The organism is Roseivirga sp. BDSF3-8 (assembly GCF_041449215.1).
GTDB lineage: Bacteria > Bacteroidota > Bacteroidia > Cytophagales > Cyclobacteriaceae > JBGNFV01.
The window spans coordinates 4,306,696-4,326,691 of the sequence record NZ_JBGNFV010000001.1; the positions used below are offsets into that span (position 1 = coordinate 4,306,696).

14 protein-coding genes are annotated in these 19,996 nt (G+C 48.4%); 6 read left to right on the forward strand and 8 right to left on the reverse strand.

Features of this window, described 5'->3' with window-relative positions; all coding sequences use genetic code 11:
* Positions 1-104: 104 nt before the first annotated feature.
* The 5 genes from AB9P05_RS17730 to AB9P05_RS17750 form a co-directional block, all read right to left on the reverse strand.
* On the reverse strand, positions 105-2,417 hold the full coding sequence (locus AB9P05_RS17730) for a beta-1,3-glucanase family protein (protein ID WP_371910176.1): 2,313 nt from the start codon (positions 2,415-2,417) through the stop codon (positions 105-107).
* A gap of 82 nt (positions 2,418-2,499) precedes the next feature.
* Positions 2,500-3,960 carry a carbohydrate-binding protein gene (locus AB9P05_RS17735; RefSeq protein ID WP_371910177.1) on the reverse strand — a complete coding sequence of 487 codons (1,461 nt, stop codon included), beginning with the start codon at positions 3,958-3,960 and terminating at the stop codon, positions 2,500-2,502.
* Positions 3,961-5,711: 1,751 nt separating this feature from the next.
* Positions 5,712-6,557 (reverse strand): MBL fold metallo-hydrolase, encoded by an 846-nt coding sequence (locus AB9P05_RS17740; RefSeq protein WP_371910178.1) that lies wholly within the window; start codon positions 6,555-6,557, stop codon positions 5,712-5,714.
* Entirely contained in the window at positions 6,554-7,519 is a 966-nt protein-coding gene (locus tag AB9P05_RS17745; protein WP_371910179.1) for an aldo/keto reductase, read from the reverse strand. The genes AB9P05_RS17740 and AB9P05_RS17745 overlap by 4 nt, the downstream gene beginning before the upstream one ends.
* A gap of 66 nt (positions 7,520-7,585) precedes the next feature.
* Positions 7,586-8,545, reverse strand: a complete 960-nt coding sequence (locus AB9P05_RS17750) for a bestrophin family protein (RefSeq protein ID WP_371910180.1) — start codon at positions 8,543-8,545, stop codon at positions 7,586-7,588.
* A gap of 467 nt (positions 8,546-9,012) precedes the next feature.
* Here AB9P05_RS17750 and AB9P05_RS17755 point away from each other — a divergent pair, with 467 nt between their 5' ends.
* On the forward strand, positions 9,013-9,477 hold the full coding sequence (locus AB9P05_RS17755; protein ID WP_371910181.1) for an ankyrin repeat domain-containing protein: 465 nt from the start codon (positions 9,013-9,015) through the stop codon (positions 9,475-9,477).
* Positions 9,478-9,540: 63 nt separating this feature from the next.
* Here the strand turns inward: AB9P05_RS17755 and AB9P05_RS17760 are convergent, their stop codons facing one another.
* Together AB9P05_RS17760 and AB9P05_RS17765 are read right to left on the reverse strand one after the other, a co-directional pair.
* Positions 9,541-10,464 carry an RtcB family protein gene (locus AB9P05_RS17760; protein WP_371910182.1) on the reverse strand — a complete coding sequence of 308 codons (924 nt, stop codon included), beginning with the start codon at positions 10,462-10,464 and terminating at the stop codon, positions 9,541-9,543.
* Between the two features lie 614 nt (positions 10,465-11,078).
* Positions 11,079-12,341, reverse strand: a complete 1,263-nt coding sequence (locus tag AB9P05_RS17765) for an FAD/NAD(P)-binding oxidoreductase (protein WP_371910183.1) — start codon at positions 12,339-12,341, stop codon at positions 11,079-11,081.
* 426 nt (positions 12,342-12,767) lie between these two features.
* On the opposite strand from AB9P05_RS17765, the gene AB9P05_RS17770 reads away from it, so the two are divergent.
* The gene (locus tag AB9P05_RS17770; RefSeq protein WP_371910184.1) at positions 12,768-13,880 is read left to right on the forward strand and encodes a fatty acid desaturase; all 1,113 of its coding nucleotides are present in this window, start codon (positions 12,768-12,770) and stop codon (positions 13,878-13,880) included.
* A gap of 7 nt (positions 13,881-13,887) precedes the next feature.
* A complete protein-coding gene (locus AB9P05_RS17775; protein ID WP_371910185.1) occupies positions 13,888-14,073 on the forward strand; it encodes a hypothetical protein in 186 nt (61 codons plus the stop codon).
* 131 nt (positions 14,074-14,204) lie between these two features.
* On the opposite strand, the gene AB9P05_RS17780 is transcribed toward AB9P05_RS17775, so the two are convergent.
* Entirely contained in the window at positions 14,205-16,346 is a 2,142-nt protein-coding gene (locus tag AB9P05_RS17780) for a glycoside hydrolase family 97 protein (protein WP_371910186.1), read from the reverse strand.
* 430 nt (positions 16,347-16,776) lie between these two features.
* On the opposite strand from AB9P05_RS17780, the gene AB9P05_RS17785 reads away from it, so the two are divergent.
* The 3 genes from AB9P05_RS17785 (at position 16,777) to AB9P05_RS17795 (ending at position 19,885) form a co-directional block, all read left to right on the forward strand.
* Entirely contained in the window at positions 16,777-18,411 is a 1,635-nt protein-coding gene (locus AB9P05_RS17785) for a hypothetical protein (RefSeq protein ID WP_371910187.1), read from the forward strand.
* A gap of 7 nt (positions 18,412-18,418) precedes the next feature.
* The gene (locus AB9P05_RS17790; RefSeq protein ID WP_371910188.1) at positions 18,419-19,030 is read left to right on the forward strand and encodes a hypothetical protein; all 612 of its coding nucleotides are present in this window, start codon (positions 18,419-18,421) and stop codon (positions 19,028-19,030) included.
* 201 nt (positions 19,031-19,231) lie between these two features.
* Positions 19,232-19,885, forward strand: a complete 654-nt coding sequence (locus tag AB9P05_RS17795; protein WP_371910189.1) for a DUF2461 domain-containing protein — start codon at positions 19,232-19,234, stop codon at positions 19,883-19,885.
* Positions 19,886-19,996 lie beyond the last annotated feature (111 nt).

Genomic DNA, 19,996 nt, shown 5'->3' on the forward strand with positions numbered 1-19,996 from the left:
TGGTGGTGGTGACGGAGGCTTTGGTTCTCTGATTTTCACATTGATATGATAAAAAAAGGCCGGATAGATCCGGCCTTTTTCTCTGTCTGATATGGGTTAATACATCATCTTTTGATAAACTTGAGTGTCTTGCCACTTTGCAGCTCGCGGACCATGTAGGTGCCGGGGTGGAGGCCACTTACGTCTACTTGTGTAGTGGTTTGTGGATGCAGTGTGCCGCTTCTTACCTCAGTGCCTCGCATATCGTATATGGCATATGCCGAGGCTTCCTGCGCGCTTTTGATACTAAGGTACTGACTGGCTGGATTAGGGAATATGACTAGCTCGTTGGTGTTGAGGTCATCCCCTAATGCTGTGGGAGCGGTGCGGGCCCCTCCGGTGCTGCTAATACGGAGCCAGTTTATATTATAGCCTGCCACGGGGGTTTTGATGGCAAGCTGCTGCTGGCCGGCATTCAGGTTTACGGTGTGGGATACTGTGGTCCAGTTCTGCCATCCACCGGTGTTGGGTACGTTTACCTGACCGAATACGGTGCTCCCTCCTGCCTGCTCCAGTTGCACGATGCCACCGGTGTTAGGACTTGCTACGCGGTACTCCACTCGATAAGTGCCGCTGGCAGGTAGGTTAACATCGTATACAAGCCATCCGTCATTGACGAGGTAGCCTACATTCTGACCGCCTTCAGAGCAGGCTTCGGTCTGCATCTGACCGGACTGTAAGGCGAAGTTTTCCGCTTCTATCTGTTGAGAGAACCCACCGCCGGGCAGGCTGCCGCCTATTTGGGCAAAGGTGGCGTCGGCAAATCCTACGGAGCCGCTTACGGACTCATTGTAAAGCAGCCCTCCGCGGTGGCGTATGTAGCGGCCGGGGAAGTTGTAGGACTCAAAGGATACTTTATTGCCATCGGCCAGGCCGGCACGGGGGTACCAGGTGGCATCGGCAGCAAAGAGGCCTGAGCCATTGTTGGCATCCAGCCATATTTCCCCGCCACGATGGCGCAGGTAGCGTCCGGGTTGGTTGCGTGATTCAAAGGATACTCCGGCACCAGCGAGGCCGGGCACCATATTCCACTCTTTATCTGCTACTGGGCTTACGTTACTGTTAATGCGTGCCCGGCCGCTGCTAGCGTGCCTGATGTAGGAGTTAGGAAAGTTGTGACATTGCCACTGGGTGTAGTTGCCGCCTCCGCCAGAGCCAAGCCCGGCAAATCCACCAACTGTAATTTTTATATTATTGGGGTTTGGGGTGTGAATAGTGGCCGATCGGTCGAACACATCATCATATGCAAAGGCATAGGTGAGGCCATCATAGCTTATGCTGTTCTGGTGTAGAAACTTTGCATACCAGTTGTAGGGCCATGTCTGGTAGTAGCGGCTTATGTCTCCAAAGTCCTGGTAGGTACCGGAGGGGGCATTGAGGTCAATGGCGTGGCGAGTGATGGCCGCTACGAACTGTGCCTGTACTACGAGGTCCCACTGGCCGCCGGTTGCCAGCACGCCACTGCCTTCCATTGCTTCCAGTGTGGTGGGCTTACCGGGAATAATGGCTACCTGTCCGTCACCATCGCGGGTGAATACAAACTGGCTGCCTTGCACCCGGCCGCGCCATACGCCTGCCTGGCCGGAGTTAAATACAAGTTCATCTGTGCTGTACTTGTTCCAAATGGCATCTATGTAGCCTTGCAGAAAGTTAGTAGGAAAGGCGGATGTCTTGGTTGGGAAATGAATCATGCCATCCTGGGGATCATACAGGCTCTGAAATTCCGAAGGAGCCTGGTTTTGCCAGTCCTGCAGGATCTGCTGGTGGGTTTTAAGCTCACCTACTTTTTTGTAGAAGTCGGTACCCCATACTTCCAGTCCCATTGGATACTGGTAGCTGTCTACACGCGAGGTGTTGCACCACAGCCCGAAGTCATTGTACGTCAGTTCGACGAGTTCGAACTTAATGCCCTGGTTGGGGTCGGTTTCGTTCTGCAGATTAGGTGCTGCATACCCCTGGGGGTCGCCATCATAGCCGAAGAAGTAGAGGAATAGCTGGCTCTGGAATGATATCATGATCCGGCAACCTGCTATTTTAGGGATATTCACGGTATTGTTAGGAATATCACTTAGTCTGCGGAAGCAATTGGCATACAGGCCGTTTTCACCAGGCCCGTAGTTCCCGCCGTACACGGGGCCCTGCACGGTATTATCCGACTGGCTCATGGGGTTTACCTGCCCGGTAACGGGGTCTACCCATACATGCCCGCCGGTAATGCCTACTATAGCCACGTATACTTCGCTGTCGGCATATTCTGAGTTGTTCGTAATTTCATAGGGGAGGGTCTGTGCCATTACCGAATGGGTGAATAGCATCAGTGCTCCCAGGAGCAGGCATCTTAGCATGCCTGCCAGGGTTTGGTTGTGATTAGTTTTCATTTATAGGAAATTTAAAAAATGGCAAGCGTCCCTGTTGGAGGCAATAGTGCCTCCAACAGGTAGTATGCCTTAGGTAGTGGGATTACTTTTTGATGAATCGGAGGCTGCTGCCGGAGGTCATCTCCTGTAGCATATAGGTGCCGGGCTGCAGGCCGGACACGTCTACGGGTCCCTGACCTGTGATGCCACTTTGTGCTTTGCGGCCCATCATATCAAATATGACGAATTCTGTGCCAGGAGCCAGTCCTTTAATACTAAGCTCGTTATGCGCCGGATTCGGGTAAGCGCTAAGCTCCTGCAGTCCTTGTGCGGTAAAGTCTGCGGGCTCGCCTATACGTGCACCTGGACTGCTGATACGAAGCCAGTTGATGTTATAGCCGGCCGTAGGAATATAAATGGCCAGTTGCTGCTGTCCAGCACTCAGGTTTACCGTATGTGATACGGTGGTCCAGTTCTGCCAGCCGCCGGTGTTAGGTACGCTTACCTGTCCGTAGACGGTGCTCCCCCCTGCTCTTTCCAGTTGGATTGCGCCGCCATTGTTAGGGCTGGCTACACGATACTGTACATTGTAGGTGCCGGAGTAGGGCAGGTTCACGTCATAGACCAGCCAGCCGCCATTAGCGAGCCATCCTACATTCTGCCCGCCCTCGGAGCAGGCTTCTGTCTGCATCTGGCCGGACTGTAAGGCGAAGTTCTCAGCCTCAATGAGTTGAGCGAAGGTACCTCCGCCTCCTGTGCTGCCACCGCCCTGGTATACACGTACATAGTCCACATACATTTTTGCAGGGAAGGCATTATTATCGACACTAAAGCCAGGCCAGTTGCCTCCGATAGCCATGTTGAGGATAATAAAAAATTTGTTATGAAACTCGCTGGTGCCGTTCACACCGTTCTCGATGTTTACCTCATGGTACTGTACCCCATCGAGGAACCACCTGATGCTGCTGGCATTCCACTCGATGGCATAGGTGTGATAGTTAGTGACGCTGGCACCTGTATAGCCGCCGTAGCTGGCGTAATTACCATTATTATCCTGCCAATGAATGGTGCCGTGTGTGGCCTGCTCGGTATTCACGTGCTCCATGATGTCGATTTCGCCACATGCCGGCCAGCCGACGGAACTGATGTTGTCGCCCAGCATCCAGAATGCGGGCCACACACCGGTAAATGAGGGCATGGCGATGCGCGCTTCTATGCGACCGTAGCGCCATGATTTACGCCCCTGCGTTTTCATACGTGCAGAGGTGTAGTTCCTGCCACCGTAGTTTTCGCGGCGGGCCGTAATTACGAGGTTACCGTTCTCCACGGAAGCGTTTGCACGGCGGTAGTACTGGAGCTCGTTATTGCCCCAGCCATTTGATCCGGTACCGGTTTCAAAAACCCAGTCCGGGCTGATGCTGCCACTGAAGTTGTCTTCCCAGACCAGTTGCCAGTTTTGGGCTTCAGAATCGGAAAAAGGCAGAATTAGAAAAGCGATGAATAGAAATAATGGAGCGAAGGTCCGCCCTAAGGCAGTGGATCCGCCTGGGTAAAGTTTTTTCATAGTCAAGTTGTTTATTCATTAAAACATTGCACGACTGCATAGCACGTAGCCGTGCCATAGCCATCGATCAATGGCTACAGGTCTCCTGCATGCAGCACAATTACTGCTCACAAGAATTTCATGGGTTATTCAGGTAAAGTCATAGCTTGACCATGAAGGTCAGCTATAGGTAGGTACTGTGTCTTTCATAGCGGTTGAAGCCATAGAGAATCAGGTACCGGAAAAGCACACTCAGGTGCTCAGCTAAAATGTATCGATTAAAAAAATCACCGGCGATTACAATCACATTATAGCTATACGCTATTTATTTGTCAACTATGAGTTAATGACATGTAACCTGTGATAAATCAGGAAAAATAGGCTTTGAATGTGTTTTTAGGCGGTTTTGTCACTGTTTACTTCCCGGGGTAATACAATTACCATTGTACAATGGGATAATTGTCAGGGTAATAATTGTTTGTGTGTTTAGTTTGGTTAGACTGTGCGGAATGAGATGGGAAGGGCGTGATTGTCTAAACCATGATTTATAGGATTTACTTGATTGGCGTGATTAAGTTCGGTTTTTGGCCGGGGCAAGTCGGGATGAATCGCGGCTCTACGGGTTATGTAGTGCGATTTTTAGGGTTTTCTTGATTACGATTATTGTCTAAACCCTGATTTATTATAGGATTTACTTGATTGGCGTGATTTTCTGTGGCGTGATTTCGGAGTTGGGAGGATTGCCTTTATTGTCTAAACCATGATTTTTGGGATTTATTTGATGGGCGTGATTAATTTTGACTCCGTCATTTTACTATCCGCTACAAGTCGGGATGAATCGCGGCTCTACGGGTATAGGGTTTTCTTGATTGGCGTGATTTCATCTTTTGCCAGGGGTAAAATTATCGCTCCTTTCAGCGCAGATGCAAGATGGTGAAGGTCGTTAGGTCTGTGGGGTTTATATAAATAGTACAATTATAGACTTGCAATGAGGCAGGGGCGAAGGCAGGGCGAACGTAGGATGGACTCAAGTAAGACTATAAGCGAAGGAGAAGCGAAGCAGAACCGTAGGATGAGCGAATCAGAAGCGAAGGGTTAATAAGGCCAATAAAGCAGATTTATGGCAAGAGTGACATATTATGGAGTGGGTCAGTGTTGTAAAAGTACAAAAATAGGGCGATTTCAAAGGGTTGTGCTCATTGTCTAAACCATGATTTATAGGATTTTCTTGATTGGCATGATTAAGTTCGGTTTTTGGTCGGCGCAAGTCGGGATGAATCGCGTCTCTACGGGTTATGTAGTGCGATTTTTAGGGTTTTCTTGATTACGATTATTGTCTAAACCCTGATTTATAGGATTTGCCTGATTGGCGTGATTTTCTGGGGTGTGATTTCGGGGTTGGGTAGATTGCCTTTTTTGTCTAAACCCTGATTTATAGGATTTTCTTGATTGGCATGATTAAGTTCGGTTTTTGGCCGGGGCAAGTCGGGATGAATCGCGCCTCTACGGGTTATGTAGTACGATTTTTAGGGTTTTCTTGATTACGATTATTGTCTAAACCATGATTTTTGGGATTTATTTGATGGGGGTGATTAATTTTGACTCCGTCATTTTACTATCCGCTACAAGTCGGGATGAATGGCGCCTCTACGAGGGTGGGTGAGGAAATACAGGCTACTATACCAGCCCCTTTATTCAATAATTCTATTAATCTATTATTCAATTACTCAACAATTCACTCATTCTCTCATTCAAAATTCACTCATTAACTATCACTGTCCTATGCTTTTCTCCATCAGTATGCGCCAGACGTTCATGTGGAGCCATGTGTCGTAGTTTTTAAGGTGGCTGTATTGGGGGAGTTTTACGGATTGGGGGATATCGAAGAAGGGGGTGCCGTCGTTAAGGGCCTGCTCTACGGCGGCGTAGAGGTCGCGGAAGTAGTTTTGCATGAGGGTGAGGTCGCTGCGGTCGCCTATGGCCCGTAGGTGTGAGAAGTAGGCCTCATCGAAGTCAAGCTTCTGTATCTCTTGCAGGTGCTGTACCCAGTTTCGGGGTGAGGCGTCCGGCAGGTAAGCGTATAGCACGCGGTCGGGCACGACGAGGTCGATGATGAACACGGCATTGTGTTGGGGAAAGCGGAAGACTGTCATGCCATTGCCGTGGTTGTAGCCGTAATAATATAGCTCGATGGTGTGCCCTCCGTAGGTGAATGTCGCATAGTCTCCCTGCCAGGTGCTGTCGGGCATGAGTACGTCCGGGTTGGGGGCTATATTGTCTGCAGCCTTCTGATGGCTGACGATCTTTGCGCCCTGGTCTTTAAATACCCGGGCTCCGCTGATGTGGTCCCAGTGATTGTGACTGTAGAAAACATAGGTGACGGGCTTTTTGGTGAGGCTACGGATAGCCTGCATGGTGAAGGCTGCATTGGCTGAGTCCAGCGGGTCTATCACAATGACTCCCTCATCTGTGATGTAGAAGGCGGAGTAGGTTCTGTCTCCGGTGAAGTACAGGTTGTCTTTGGCTTTGATTACCTCCTTTTGCAGGGCCTGGGAAAAAGCCGGGCCGGAGATAAGTCCGGCCAGACTGACAAGTACCAGGGTGATTAAGATTCTCATGCAGCGCTGCTATTATCTTTAGAGGCTGCATTGAGTTTTTCCAGGTCTTCCTGGTCGAGGGTAAGGGCAGTGGCTTGGGTAAATGCGGCCAGATGGCTGCTTTTGGTGGCACTGGCAATAGGGGCGGTCACGAGTGGGGACTGTATCAACCAGGCGAGGGCTACGCCCGCCTGAGTCACGCCGTGCTTTTGTGAGGTTTCATCCAGTGCCTTGAGTATGTTGAGGCCACGGTCATCGAGGTACTTTTTCACCATGCCACTACGGGCTTTGTTTTCCATGTCTTCTTTTTTGCGGTATTTACCGGTTAGGAATCCACTGGCCAGGGAAAAGTAGGTGATGACGGCGAGCCCTTCGTTTTTGCATATGTCTGCCACGCCTTTCTCATAGCCCTGGCGGTCATAGAGGTTGTACTCCGGCTGGAATACTTCGTAACGTGGCAGGTTATGCTTTTTGCTTGCCTCCAGGGAAGCTTTTAACCGCCCGGATGAAAGGTTTGAAGCACCGATGTAGCGGATTTTGCCTGCCTCTATCAGCTTCTGATAGGCGCCGAGTGTTTCCTCTACAGGTGTGCGGTCGTCATCCCAGTGGGTGAGGTACAAATCTATATGGTCGGTCTGTAAGCGCCTTAGTGAGTCATCGGCGGCCTTCAGTATGTGTTTTTCCGAAAGGTCTTTCTGTCCTTGTCCCATGTCAGAGCCTACTTTAGTGATAAGGGTGATCTCCTGCCTGTTTCCGCGGTCTTTCATCCATTTGCCAATAAGGGTTTCGGACTCTCCGCCCTGATTGCCTTCTACCCACCGGGAGTAGACATCTGCAGTATCTATGGTATCGAACCCGGAGGCGGTCACCTCATCCAGCATTTGGAATGAGGCTTTCTGGTCAAGTGTCCAGCCGAATACATTGCCTCCAAAAACGATGGGGGAGGTCTGCAGACTGGTATTTCCTAATTTTCTTTTGTTCATAATTAAAAATGAGTGTTTGGTTCCGGCAGCATTATCTGCCAAATCGGTTTTGCTGGCTATGCATAGTTAAAATATCGCTCCCTTCACGGCTGCAGGCTTTTGGGGTAGCTCTTCTTCATCCATCATTTCTTTGAGGTTCTCTTCTATGGTGACACTGATAGCGGTAAGTGGGGTGTCGTCTATCCTGTTTTCAAACGGGTCTTCTGTACGTTCTCCGACGAGGTCCAGGGCGAGGAATACGAAGTTTATTACAAGGGCGATCACGATATTTATCCAGCCGAGTTCTTCCACAAAGGCAAAAGGGACGAGTGTGCCGTGCAGGTACACAAATACGCGGCTGAAGAAGCTGTAGGGACGTGGCAGGGGGGTGTTTTTTATCCGCTCGCTCATGCCCTGATGGTTGTTGAACTCTGTGAGGGTTGTACTCATCTGTACGTAGCGGAAGTCGGACAGCCACCCGCGCCGATATGCGTACTGGAGGCTCTCACCTTGTAGCCGGTTGATGTGGTTGGGCGGATTGTTTCTTTCCAGGGTGTTCTCAAATTCTTCTTTAGACAGAAATGAAATGGTATCGTTATAGTCATTTGGCTCGCGTATGAGCTCCTCCACGCCATTTTCATTATAGGCGTGCTTCTGGCGCAAGAAGACTCTTAGGGCATGGACAAACGCTATGTGACGGCAGATCATTTGCCTTTTCCATTTATTGAGGTCGTTCTTTTCGCTCTCTACTTCGGTCATAGGCAGGGTGAGCACTTCACGCCCCCATGCGCGGCTATAGTTTACCAGCAGCCCCCATATTTTACGGGCTTCCCACCATCGGTCGTAGGCGTTGTTGTTTTTAAAACCTAGGTAGATGGCAAGGGCCGTACTAAGTGTGGCCAGGCCATTAAAGGGGATGGTAAGCCAGAACAGCCCGTACACTTTATGAAGTACAAAAACCCCCAGGGAAAGAAGGAGGAAGTAAAGCATGGGCTTCCATGTATAGTGCAGGATATGTCTCCACCTGAGGTTACGTGCTACGATCATGCAAAAAAGAGGTAGTAAGTGATTAAAAAAAATAAAGGGAAACCTGACGATAGCCTATGGCCTAACAGAGGTTTTGCCACCTGCAGGCTCCGGACTCTCTTCTATAACAGGATTAGCGGTGAAGGTTCTCATTTTCTATCGTCTCCCCTGGATATTCCCTATGGCTGGTAGGTGGCTGATACTTACATGCCTCTACGGAAAACTCTACTTATCAGGTGCATAAGGTGGCGGAGTTAACATGGTCTCTCATGGTGTCTTAACCTGAGGGGGCTGCCTTCATGAAAGGGCATGCAGGCTTAAGGGTGATGACTGTGCTGTGGTTGGGGGCAGGTGGGGTGCTGGGTCAGTTATTCAAAATTCCATCCCTGAATTATGACTGCCCGGGCAAAAATGATATATTTTGCCTGCCCGGAATGGGTCGCCCTGAATGGGAAATGATAGCGATAACTTAATCTTACTTTTTGAATATGTCCGAATTATTCGAAGCCTGCCGTAACGGTGATGTGGAGTATATCAGATCTGCCTATGAAAAAAATCCTGAAGTTGTTAATCAGAAAGATGAGCGGGGCTTTCCGCTTCTGGTGATGGCGGTGTATACCGGCCGGAAGGAGGTAGCGGAGTTTCTGATCTCTCATGGGGCTGATATCAATGGCCGGGATATGGCAGGCAATACGCCTCTTATGGGGTCGGTTTTTAAAGGGAATAAGGACATGATTGCATGGCTGCTCCAAAACGGGGCTGATGTGCATGCCCGAAATTATACCATGGCTACGGCTCTTACCTTTGCTGCGGGCTATGCGAATGGCGAAGTGGTGAAAATGCTGCTGGAAGCAGGTGCGGAAAAGGGTGTGGAAGATAACAATGGGATGAAGCCTATAGACCACGCGAGAAAACAACAAAATGAGGAGGCTGTAGCAGCCCTGGAGGGCTGATGACTCCTAGGTGATATATAGTAACCCCCTCGGCTGATTAATGGCGAGGGGGTTTGTTTTGGTCTATATCTGGCCGAGGTAGGCAATGGGGCTGAACCGCTGCACTACCTCTACCAGCTCATCTATCAGCGACAGGCACTGGTCCAGGTCGCGATAGCAGTAGGGCGCGTCTGTCTTGATGGAGTCATTGCTGATCTCCTCCGGGATATAGATTCGTTCCCTCATTTGCCTGTAATCATAGCTCCTGGCCAGCCCTTTGGCCTCTGAGCGTGACATGGTGCGTCCTGTGCCGTGGCACATGGAGTGAAAGACATCTTCTACTGTGATCTTACCGCGCAGGGTGACGATGTCCCCTGTCATATGAGAGGGGACCACTGTCATTTCACCGGGCTGTAGTCTGGAGGCGCCTTTTCGAATGATGACGCCATCATCGATCACTTCAAAGTGATTGTGGTCCTTGTCCAGCATCAGTTCGGTTTTGCCAAAGTGCTTTTCGACCACTTTTAATACAGCTTTACGATTTTGAGAGGCCCACTCACAGACTGAAGCAAAGGTGCTGTCAAAAGCTTCCCTTTGATCCACGAGGTGATCTACAAGCTTCGACTCATTGCGCGACCCTGTATGTATGAGAAAATACAGGCTGTCTTCATCATAGGGCCTTATGGCATCGAGAAAATGATTGCCTGAGCCCAGGTCGCCAAGCTTGCCTTTGTTCCTTTTCAGGTCCCGGTACACAGCGTCCCATGCCCTGGGGTCAAAGTCCTCAGGGGCAACAGAGGATCTGGCCAGCAGCATGCCGCAACCACAGTCTGAGACGGCAAACCTGCGCCAATCGGGCTGGCTGGTCTTCACGACGGTGCCTGTAGGCAATGGTGACTTACCGGAGCACGCATCGGGAAAGAATACGATCTCATCCGCTTTCAGGCCTGGTGGTATCCAGCTATATAATTTATGCAGGGGTTCTGCTGAATAGTTATGGATTTTCATATAATACTACGTTTAGAAAAGACAATACAATGCCAGTTACCCGCGTGGCGGGTATGGATTACTGTATGATGCAGGTACGTAGATTACATGATTTCAGCATTTAATAGATTTTGGGATGCACAAAGGTATGTATAATGTTCGGTTTTAGGGGTATATGGGTGAGGGAGTAAATAATAATCTTTCTGCTATGCGCTGCAAGTCGCGATGAATCGCGCCTCTACAGGGTGGATGACGAACTATGGCCTACTAGGACAGCACCAATCTTCACTAATTCTGTTATTCAATGATTCACCATTCTCTCATTCAAAATTCACTCATTAGCCACTTTTCTGCTATGCGCTGCAAGGCGCGATGAATGGCGCCTCTACAGGGTGGATGACGAACTATGGCCTACTAGGACAGCACCAATCTTCACTAATTCTGTTATTCAATGATTCACCATTCTCTTATTCAAAATTCACTCATTAGCCACCTTTCTGCTATGCGCTGCAAGTCGCGATGAATCGCGCCTCTACGGGGTGGATGGGGGACTAGAGGCTACTACAATAGCCGTCGTTATTCAATTATTCTGTGACTCAATTACTCTATTATTCAATTACTCTGTAATTATCTTTTCAGACTTCTTTTCCTTTCATCATCTTGTTCCAATAGAGGTAGGGGAGGCCGTATTTTTTGAGCATCCATAGGCGCCAGTGTTCCTTACTGCTGTCGAATATGAGCAATTGCTTAAGCTTGGGATCGGGGGTGAACTTCTGATTGTAGTCGAACTCTGCCAGGGCCATTTTACGATAGCCTGTTACGAGGGGGCATGATGAATAGCCATTGTAGTGTTTGCTGCCTATCTTTTTGTCTTGGATAAGGTGCATGATATTATCCACCACTACGGGCATCTGCTTGCGAATGGCGGCGCCTGTTTTGGCGGTAGGGAGGGCAGCGACATCTCCGAGGCTGAAGATGTTGGGGTAGCGTTTATGCTGCAAGGTTTGTGTGTCTACGTCTACCCATCCGGCTTCATTGACGAGGGGTGACTCACGAATGAACCGGGGGGCTGCCTGTGGCGGGGCGAGGTGCAGCATATCGAAGGGCACCCGGATGGTATTGGCACCTTCAGAGGAGAGTACTTCGCCGAGGTCGTTATTCTCTGTGATGGTGCACTGATTTTCGCCCGGTTTCACATACTTAAAGGTGGCGATACGGTTGGCGCCGTCAATTTTCACAGGGGCATAGAAGGGCCTGAAGTGTATGCCGTAGCGGTTGATTACCTGGTGCAGGGTGGCGGCAATCTCCTTCACACCAAATATGACGGCGCCCGGGGTGGCAAAGATGACATTTGCGTCAATCTTATGTTTTCTGAAGTAATCGGCTGCCAGGTAGGCGATCTTCTGCGGTGCCCCGCCACACTTGATAGGGGTGGTGGGCTGGGTGAAGATGGCATTGCCTCCCCTGAAGTTTTTAAGTACCTCATAGGTGTGCAGGGGGTCGGTGTAGTTACTGCATACCACGCCTTTGCCAAGGGACTCTGCCAGGCCCTCTATGAGCGAAGGCTCCATGACCAGGCCGGGGCATACGACCAGGTAATCATAGGTAAGGTTACCACTGGCATGGGTATGTACCGAGTTGTTTTCAGGGTCAAAAGAATCTGCGTGGTCCTTTATCCAGTCAGCCCCTTTTGGCATGACTTCTGCCATAGGGCGCCGCGTCTTTTGGTAATCGTAGGTACCTGCCCCCACGAGGGTCCAGGCAGGTTGATAGTAGTGCGTGTCCGAAGGTTCAATGATGGCTATGTCAAGGGATTTGTCCTTGTTGAGCATAGTAGCTGCCGTCATGATGCCGGCGGTACCTCCTCCTATGATGAGTATTTGATAGTGTGATTTCATTTATGAGTCCATGTTAGGTTTGCATACCTAAGGTACCTGGCCTCAGGCAGAAAAAGTGTAACAGATGTTACGTTAGCCCAAGAGGAATGAATAAGGGGTACTCCGGACCGCTATTGGTAAAGGGAAAAATGTGACAGGGAGGCTCTTATTTAAAGCTGTTCCGGCTTTTCGCCAGGCAGTCAATTATTGTTTTATTTACTCCCATGTTCAGGCTATTTCTCATGGCTGCCCCTTTGTGTGAATTAAATACGATTTGTAGGATTTTAACCAAACTTAAATGCTTTGGTGCCGGTTATTTATACGAGCCCTGTTTTGCGTAATAGATGACCGGGCTTTATGAGTATTTATCTCTGGAGCTGTAATATTTAAATTCGCTATTTAGCCTTATTCCATTTCCGGATCATTTACCTTTGAATTTATTTTATTATGGCCTTAACAAATATCCGGTTTAAGCGACCGGCCGCTGATGGATTTTCCAAGACCCTCCGTAATCGCGTCAATCATTATTTTTCAGATAACCTGATCAGTAAGAACGGTAATGCTAACATGGTGACGAAGACTGTCTTCATCATGTCTTTATACCTTGTTCCTATTTTTATTTTATATACGGGGCTTATAGAAAGTGCCTGGCTTATCTTCGCTTTGTATATGATAAGCGGTATAGGTATGGCCGGGGTGGGGATGAATGTGATGCACGATGCGATTCATGGCAGCTATACCAAAAGCTCTCAAAAAAACAGGTGGCTGGGTTATACTATGAACCTGATAGGGGCTAATGCTACGGTATGGAAGATTCAGCATAATGTATTGCACCATACCTACACGAATATTGAGGGGCATGATGATGACATTAACCCGCCGTGGTTTCTCAGGTTTTCACCAAACAGCCGCTGGAATGCTATACATAAATACCAGCATCTTTATACCTGGTTCTTTTATGGACTATCCACTATTTCCTGGATCACGAGCAAAGACTTTGTGAGGTTAACAAGGTATAAAAAGCTGGGCTTTGTGAAAGGTAAAAATGCCTATAGAAACACGTTGATCAAGGTTATTGGCTGGAAAGCTCTTTACTTTTTCTACACGCTCATATTACCTATCATTTTGCTGCCTGTATCTCCTCTTGTGGTGATCGGTGCTTTTCTCACCATGCATTTTATGACGGGCCTTATCATAAGTGTGGTTTTTCAGACTGCTCACGTTATGCCGGAAACTGAATTTAATATGCCCGATCATAATGATACGATTAGTGAGGAATGGCTGGCCCACCAGGTAAGGACTACGGCTAACTATTGCCCGAGAAGTAAGGTGTTTTCGTGGCTCATCGGCGGGCTTAATTACCAGATAGAGCACCATCTGTTTCCTAATATCTGCCATGTGCACTATGAAAAGATCTCACAGATAGTCAGGACTACGGCAGAGGAATTTGACATTCCTTACCAGTCTTATCAGAGTTTTGGTGCTGCGCTGAAGCAGCACTACAGGATGTTGCGGGTGCTGGGGAATGCACGGGCTAATTCACTATCAATGAATAACTAAATACCATATGAAAATAATTAGAAGCTGGAGAGAGATAAAGGTCATGATGAAGTACCACTTTCCTGTTCTTACGGAAAACGATTTTATTATTGAAAATGATGATAGGGAAGGTATGCTTACGAATCTGGCGATGAAGCTACGTAAAAGCCGGCCGGACCTGGATAGGGTTATGGCTGATCTGCAGCGCTTTTAAACGACCTTTCTATAATCCTGAGATAGGGGTATGATATAGAAAAAGCCACCTCCCATCACGGGAAAGTGGCCTTTAACAGCTTTTTCAGCATGAATGGCTAAGGGACAATTAACCATTCCACTAACGATACATCATAGTTTCTTCAGCCCTTTTGTTTCACCTTTTTCGGCTTCTTTAAAGCTGATGGCGTACCCTCCGCCCGGTGCTACGTATTGGGATAGCTTCGATTTGCTGGTCACTACGTATTTGTTGATGGTGTAGGCCTGCGGGTTTGTTTTATAGTGCGCATCTTTGGCATCGGCGTAGATGGTGGCGATGTACTTCCTGCCTTTTTCCAGAAAATCCAGGTCCACCGTTGAGGTACGGGCTTCGTATCCGCCCACGCTTCCCATAAACCACTGGCCGCTGTCTTTTGCTTTGCGGGCTACGGTGATGTATTGCCCTGGCTCGGCCTCCAGGTACTGGCTCTCCTGCCAGTCTATGGCTACGTCTTTTATGAACTGGAAGGCATCGGGAAAGCGCATGTAGTTTTCAGGCAGGTCAGCGGCCATCTGCAGCGGGCTGTACATGGTCAGGTACAGCGCAAGCTGGTTAGCGAGGGTGGCATTGACGTGCGATTGATTATTAGGGTTCAGCTTGCTGATGTCCATCTCGAATATGCCTGGTGTGTAGTCCATAGGGCCACCGATGAGGCGGGTAAAGGGGAGGATAGCTACGTGATTGGCTTTGCTGCCGCCAAAGGCCTGGTACTCTGTACCGCGGGCGGACTCATTACCGATGAGGTTAGGCCAGGTGCGGGCTACGCCGGTAGGTCTTACTGCCTCGTGCGCATTGACCATGATCTCATACTCTGCCGCTTTCTTTACTGCGTAGAGGTAGTGGTTTACCATCCACTGGCTGTAGTGGTATTCACCGCGGGGCAGTATGTCTCCTACATACCCGCTTTTCACAGAGTTATAGCCATGGTCTTTCATGAACTGGTAGGCTTTGTCCATATGGCGCTCGTAGTTACGTACCGAGCTGGATGTCTCGTGGTGCATCATCAGTTCCACGCCGTTGTCGGCTGCATATTGCTGCAGTTCTTCCACATCAAAGTCGGGGTAGGGGGTGACAAAGTCGAAGACGTAGTCTTTTGAATTACCGAACCAATCTTCCCAGCCAATATTCCAGCCTTCCACAAGCACTGCATCGAAGCCATGCTCAGAGGCGAAATCAATGTATTCCTTCACATGCTCTGTATTGGCAGCGTGTCGACCATTCGGCTCTACCTTGCTAAAGTCGGTTTCACCTATCTGTACAGAGGGTAATTTACTTGTATAGTTCCATGAACTCTTGCCGGTGATCATTTCCCACCATACGCCTACATACTTTATGGGTCGTATCCATGAGGTGTCGTCTATTTTGTTAGGTTCATTCAGGTTATAGGTGATCCTGCTGGCGAGTATGTCGCGGGCATCATCGCTGACGATAATGGTGCGCCATGGGGTGCTTGTGGGCGACTGCATGTATGCCTTGTCGCCATTGGCATCCGGTGTAAGCCATGATTCAAATACCATTGTCTTATCATCCAGGTTCAGGTGCATGGCAGGGAAGTCCACCAGGGCTGCCTCGTGCAGGTTTATGTACAGGCCATCGGCAGTTTTAAGCTGCAGGGCGGTTTGCACGCCGGTAGGGGAAAAAGGGGTCTGAGAGGCATTTTCAGTTACCGCCTCGTCCATTTTGCCGCGGATCTCGGACAGTTTGGAGGTAGTGTAGTCATACTCCTGGGTGTCATAATCACCTGCAATCCAGAAGGCAGTGTGGTCACCGGTCATAGCAAACTCGGTCTTTTCATCTGCAATGATGAAATAGGCCAGGTCGCGCTGCCGGGGAAATTCATAGCGAAAGCCGAGGCCATCATCAAAGAGACGAAAACGGATGCTCATGGTACGCCTGGCAGGCTTATCCTGGCTGAGGGTCACTACGAGTTCGTTGTAATGATTAGATATGGTGGCTTCCTCTCCCCAGACGGGGTTCCATGTTTCATTTACTGTGTTTTGCTCTGTATTTTCGAGGGTAAATCCTTCTGCAAGAGAGCCTTTGTTTTTAGTGATAAGGCCCAGCTTACTGGGCTTGATGACTTCTTTTCCTTTATAAGAAAGTGAATAGTAGGGTACTCCTCCATCCTGTAGGTTAAAACGCATAGTCAGGTCGCCATCCGGAGAGCTTAACTCCTGTGCGTACAGGCCGGCCGAAGCAAGAAATGTCATTAAAAATGAAAAAAGTTTACGCATTGGTAATTCGATAATTAGCAATTGAGATAATGTGGACCCTTCCATACACATCTACCCTTAAAGGGAAGGGCCTCTTGTCACAGACTTCAAATATAGGCGAAATTCTTTAAGCCGGTCCTTATCTTTGGCTGCAGCAGTTTCGCGGGGCCATGCGCCTTATCCCTTCCAACGTTTATCAGAAAATGAAATGGTTTTGGTTTCAGGCATAATTTGATGTTTTCACGCTAAAATGCGAGCACTCATAACCATTATAGGGCCTGATTCAGAGATTGTTTTTGCGAAAACGGTCTTATCATTTATTAAACCGATTCTTTTAAAATTTATAATATAAAAATATAGTATTTAATTAAAATAGTGCTATTTAATTTTTTCAGGTGTGTGAAAATGGGTATTTTCCCTATGTAAAAAAACACTCAAGAAACACGCTTCAATGAAGAAACTATTCCCACCTATTCTGCTAGTTGTTGCCGGCATGCTACTCATGGGTCTGTCTTTTTTTGAAACCGGAAAATCGGGTAAGATCGATATGGAGATCGTTAAAACCCCGATCGTAATGCCGGCTGCCCATAAAGTATATGGTAACCCCGAAGCCCTTGGCGGTAAATACTATTTGTTTAAATCGAAGATCACGAATAACCGGAGCAACGCTCTTGAAGATGTGGTCATAAGGTACAGGATACCTGGCCTGGTAGAATGGACTGAACTGGAGACAGTGGGTGAAATGCTGCCGGGGCAGAGTGCCGTGGTTACGTGCTACCCTAAATTCGAAAAGAATGTAACGGAAAAAACCACCGAGTCTATTGAAACGGCTGAAATAGAAATAGACTGGAGAGGAGCCTCTGACGATGATCTGATAGAAGAATCATTCTCATTCAAAATGCTGAGCCGAAATGACTTTGCCTATACCAGCATACCTTCTGACGAAGTAGCGGGATGGAGTGATATGTTTGACAATGATGAATTGGTAGCCTGCTTTGTTACTCCAAGTGACCCTGTAGTAAAATATTACACCCAGATCATTCAGGAGAAAGTATTGAAAGGAGAAGCGGCAGGCATATCCCAAAACCCGGAAATGGCCGTGAAGTTTATGATGGGGCTATATGATGCCACTCTTATGTCTCATATGGTATACTCCAGTACAAAGGGTATCCCCCAGTCGCTGGACGATGTGCAGACCATGGTGCAGCATGTGAGGCTCCCGCGTGAGGTAATTACGGGTAATACGGGCCTGTGTATAGAGCTTAGCACCCTTTATGCGAGTGTGATGTCTGCAGCAGGAATTGACCCGGTCATTTTTATGATACCCGGTCATGCTTATCCGGGCTTTAGAATGAACGGACAGTATTATGCGATAGAGGCTACCGGTATCGGGGGGGAAGGCTTAGGGAATATAGCTAATAGCCAGGAAGCTCTTAAGGCGGGTATGAAGCAACTGGATGAGTTTATCAAAATGACTCAAATGGGGGACCCACGGTACAACCTTGTGGATATTCATGGTGTAAATAGCCAGGGGGTTACAAGCATGGATCTGGCCGATAACGATTTTTTGAGGAAGAAAGTAGACGATATTGCCAAGAACTTTTCCACCTCCCGGGAGGCTAACCGGTATACTGTATCTAATACCACGCCTAATAGTACCAGTAGCCGCAGACCTTCTGATACCAGTAGTAGTACGGCCAGATACCCCGGCCCTTTATCTTTTACTATACCGTCTGGCTGGCAGACGTACTCACGCCCTTCTCCGCAAATGCCCGTGCTGACTGCCCAGGTGGCCTCTCCCGACATGATGGCAAATGTGTCAGTTTTCGATATACCTGCGAGCGACCCCGGCTCTGCTATGAATGTGCTCAACCAATACTTCTACAACTTGGGAATGGAGCTTCAGTACAGCGACGAGGGAGGGTACATAGCCGGCAAGACGTATAGCACAAACGGTACGTTTACCTGGAAAGGAAAGATGGCTCCGATACAGGGAGGCTACAGGTTTGTGGCGGTAGGAGCTAATGACATGGTATATAGCCAATACAGCGGCATGATCAACCGGGTATTTAACAGTATTAAATAAAACAGACATGAAATATATTCTCATAATCCTATGCCTGGCTGTTTCTTTTACCTCATATGGCGAGGATATTCTGAAGCAAAAGATTGAAATGCGCATCGATTCTATCGGCGATGCCCGGGTAGTGGTCTCTATGAATATGAATGCCAACCAATGGCAGGTATGGAACCAAACCTACGGAAATAATCCGGCTATGCTTAAAAGAGCGATGGAACGGCAACTTCCCGGCTACTTTATGGATGATTACAACCTGGAAAAAGATGATATGAACCGGTCGTTTACCTTTTCATTTACGGCGTACGGTGTGTGTAAGGTAGATAAAAAAGGACGCTGGATACTGGAAACGGAGGATGAAAACCCTGATATAACGGAGCTGTCGGAAAACAAATACATGCTGGTAACGACTGAAAACAGTGGAGGTGTGCCTATACAGCAGACTCAGATCATCACGTTTCCCGATGGGGCAGAAGGTATTGAAATAGACAAAGACAGCTTTAACAAAACCCAGTTTGAGTTTAAAATGGCGGAAGTGGGGGGAGGCGTTGCCTCTACGTTCTGGATAGGACTGGCCTTGGCGGCAGCAGGCATGGTTTGGGGTGGAGTGGTCTTTCGTAAAAAATAGCGTAGATTCTTCTTAAATGCCTGAAATGCCTGGTGTGAAACACCGGGCATTGTTTTGTCTGAGGTAAAATAATGGGAGGGGAAAGGAGCTTATATTCTCATCCGGCCAGTGATCGTGCCCTGCCAAACAACCTGACGTTTGCCAGGTTTGTACACTAGCCTAATCCGGACCACCTGATCATCTTTTCCAACCAAAAGTAGTATGAGTTTTTACCAAGTATTCGACTTCCTGCGTGAGCTGCAGGCTAATAATAACAAGCAGTGGATGGACGGGCACCGTGATGAGTATGAGGCTGCGCGGGACTATGTGATCCGATGGACGAATGAGTTGAACGAGGCTCTTGCGGCTGCGGATGATGCTTTTATGCCTGTGGAAGGCAGAAAGGCGATCAGCCGTATCAATAATAACCTTATGTACCACCCTGATAAACCTATCTACAAAGACTACTTCGGGGTGGAACTGAATATATCGGGCGGCCCGAGTACCTTTTACCTGCAAATGAGTCTGCGTAATAACCTGGTGGGGGGCGGCATGTATAAGCCTAAGAAGGAAAACCTGGATAAGATCAGGGCGGCGATAGATTATGATGGGGAGAAGCTGAAGAAGATCATCAATAAAAAGTCTTTTAAAGAGATGTTTGGCGAGTTGGACAGCAAACATAAGCTGAAAACAGCTCCTAAGGGCTACAGCCAGGAGCATCAGCATATAGACTTACTGCGGCTGAAGAGCTTTGCCGTTATGTACGGCACTACGCAAAAGGAGATAGCTGCTGACGGGTTCATTGATAAGGTGACTGAAATTTACAAGGAGATGATGCCCTTCGGGCAATATTTTAACCGTGCCCTATCTGTCTAATAGCGGCGGGTGAATTGTGGGGGTATGTATAACGGATGGTGATTTATGACATTCGGTTATTCGGTAAATCTGTTATTCTATTACTTCTGATTCACTCATTCCCGCATTCGC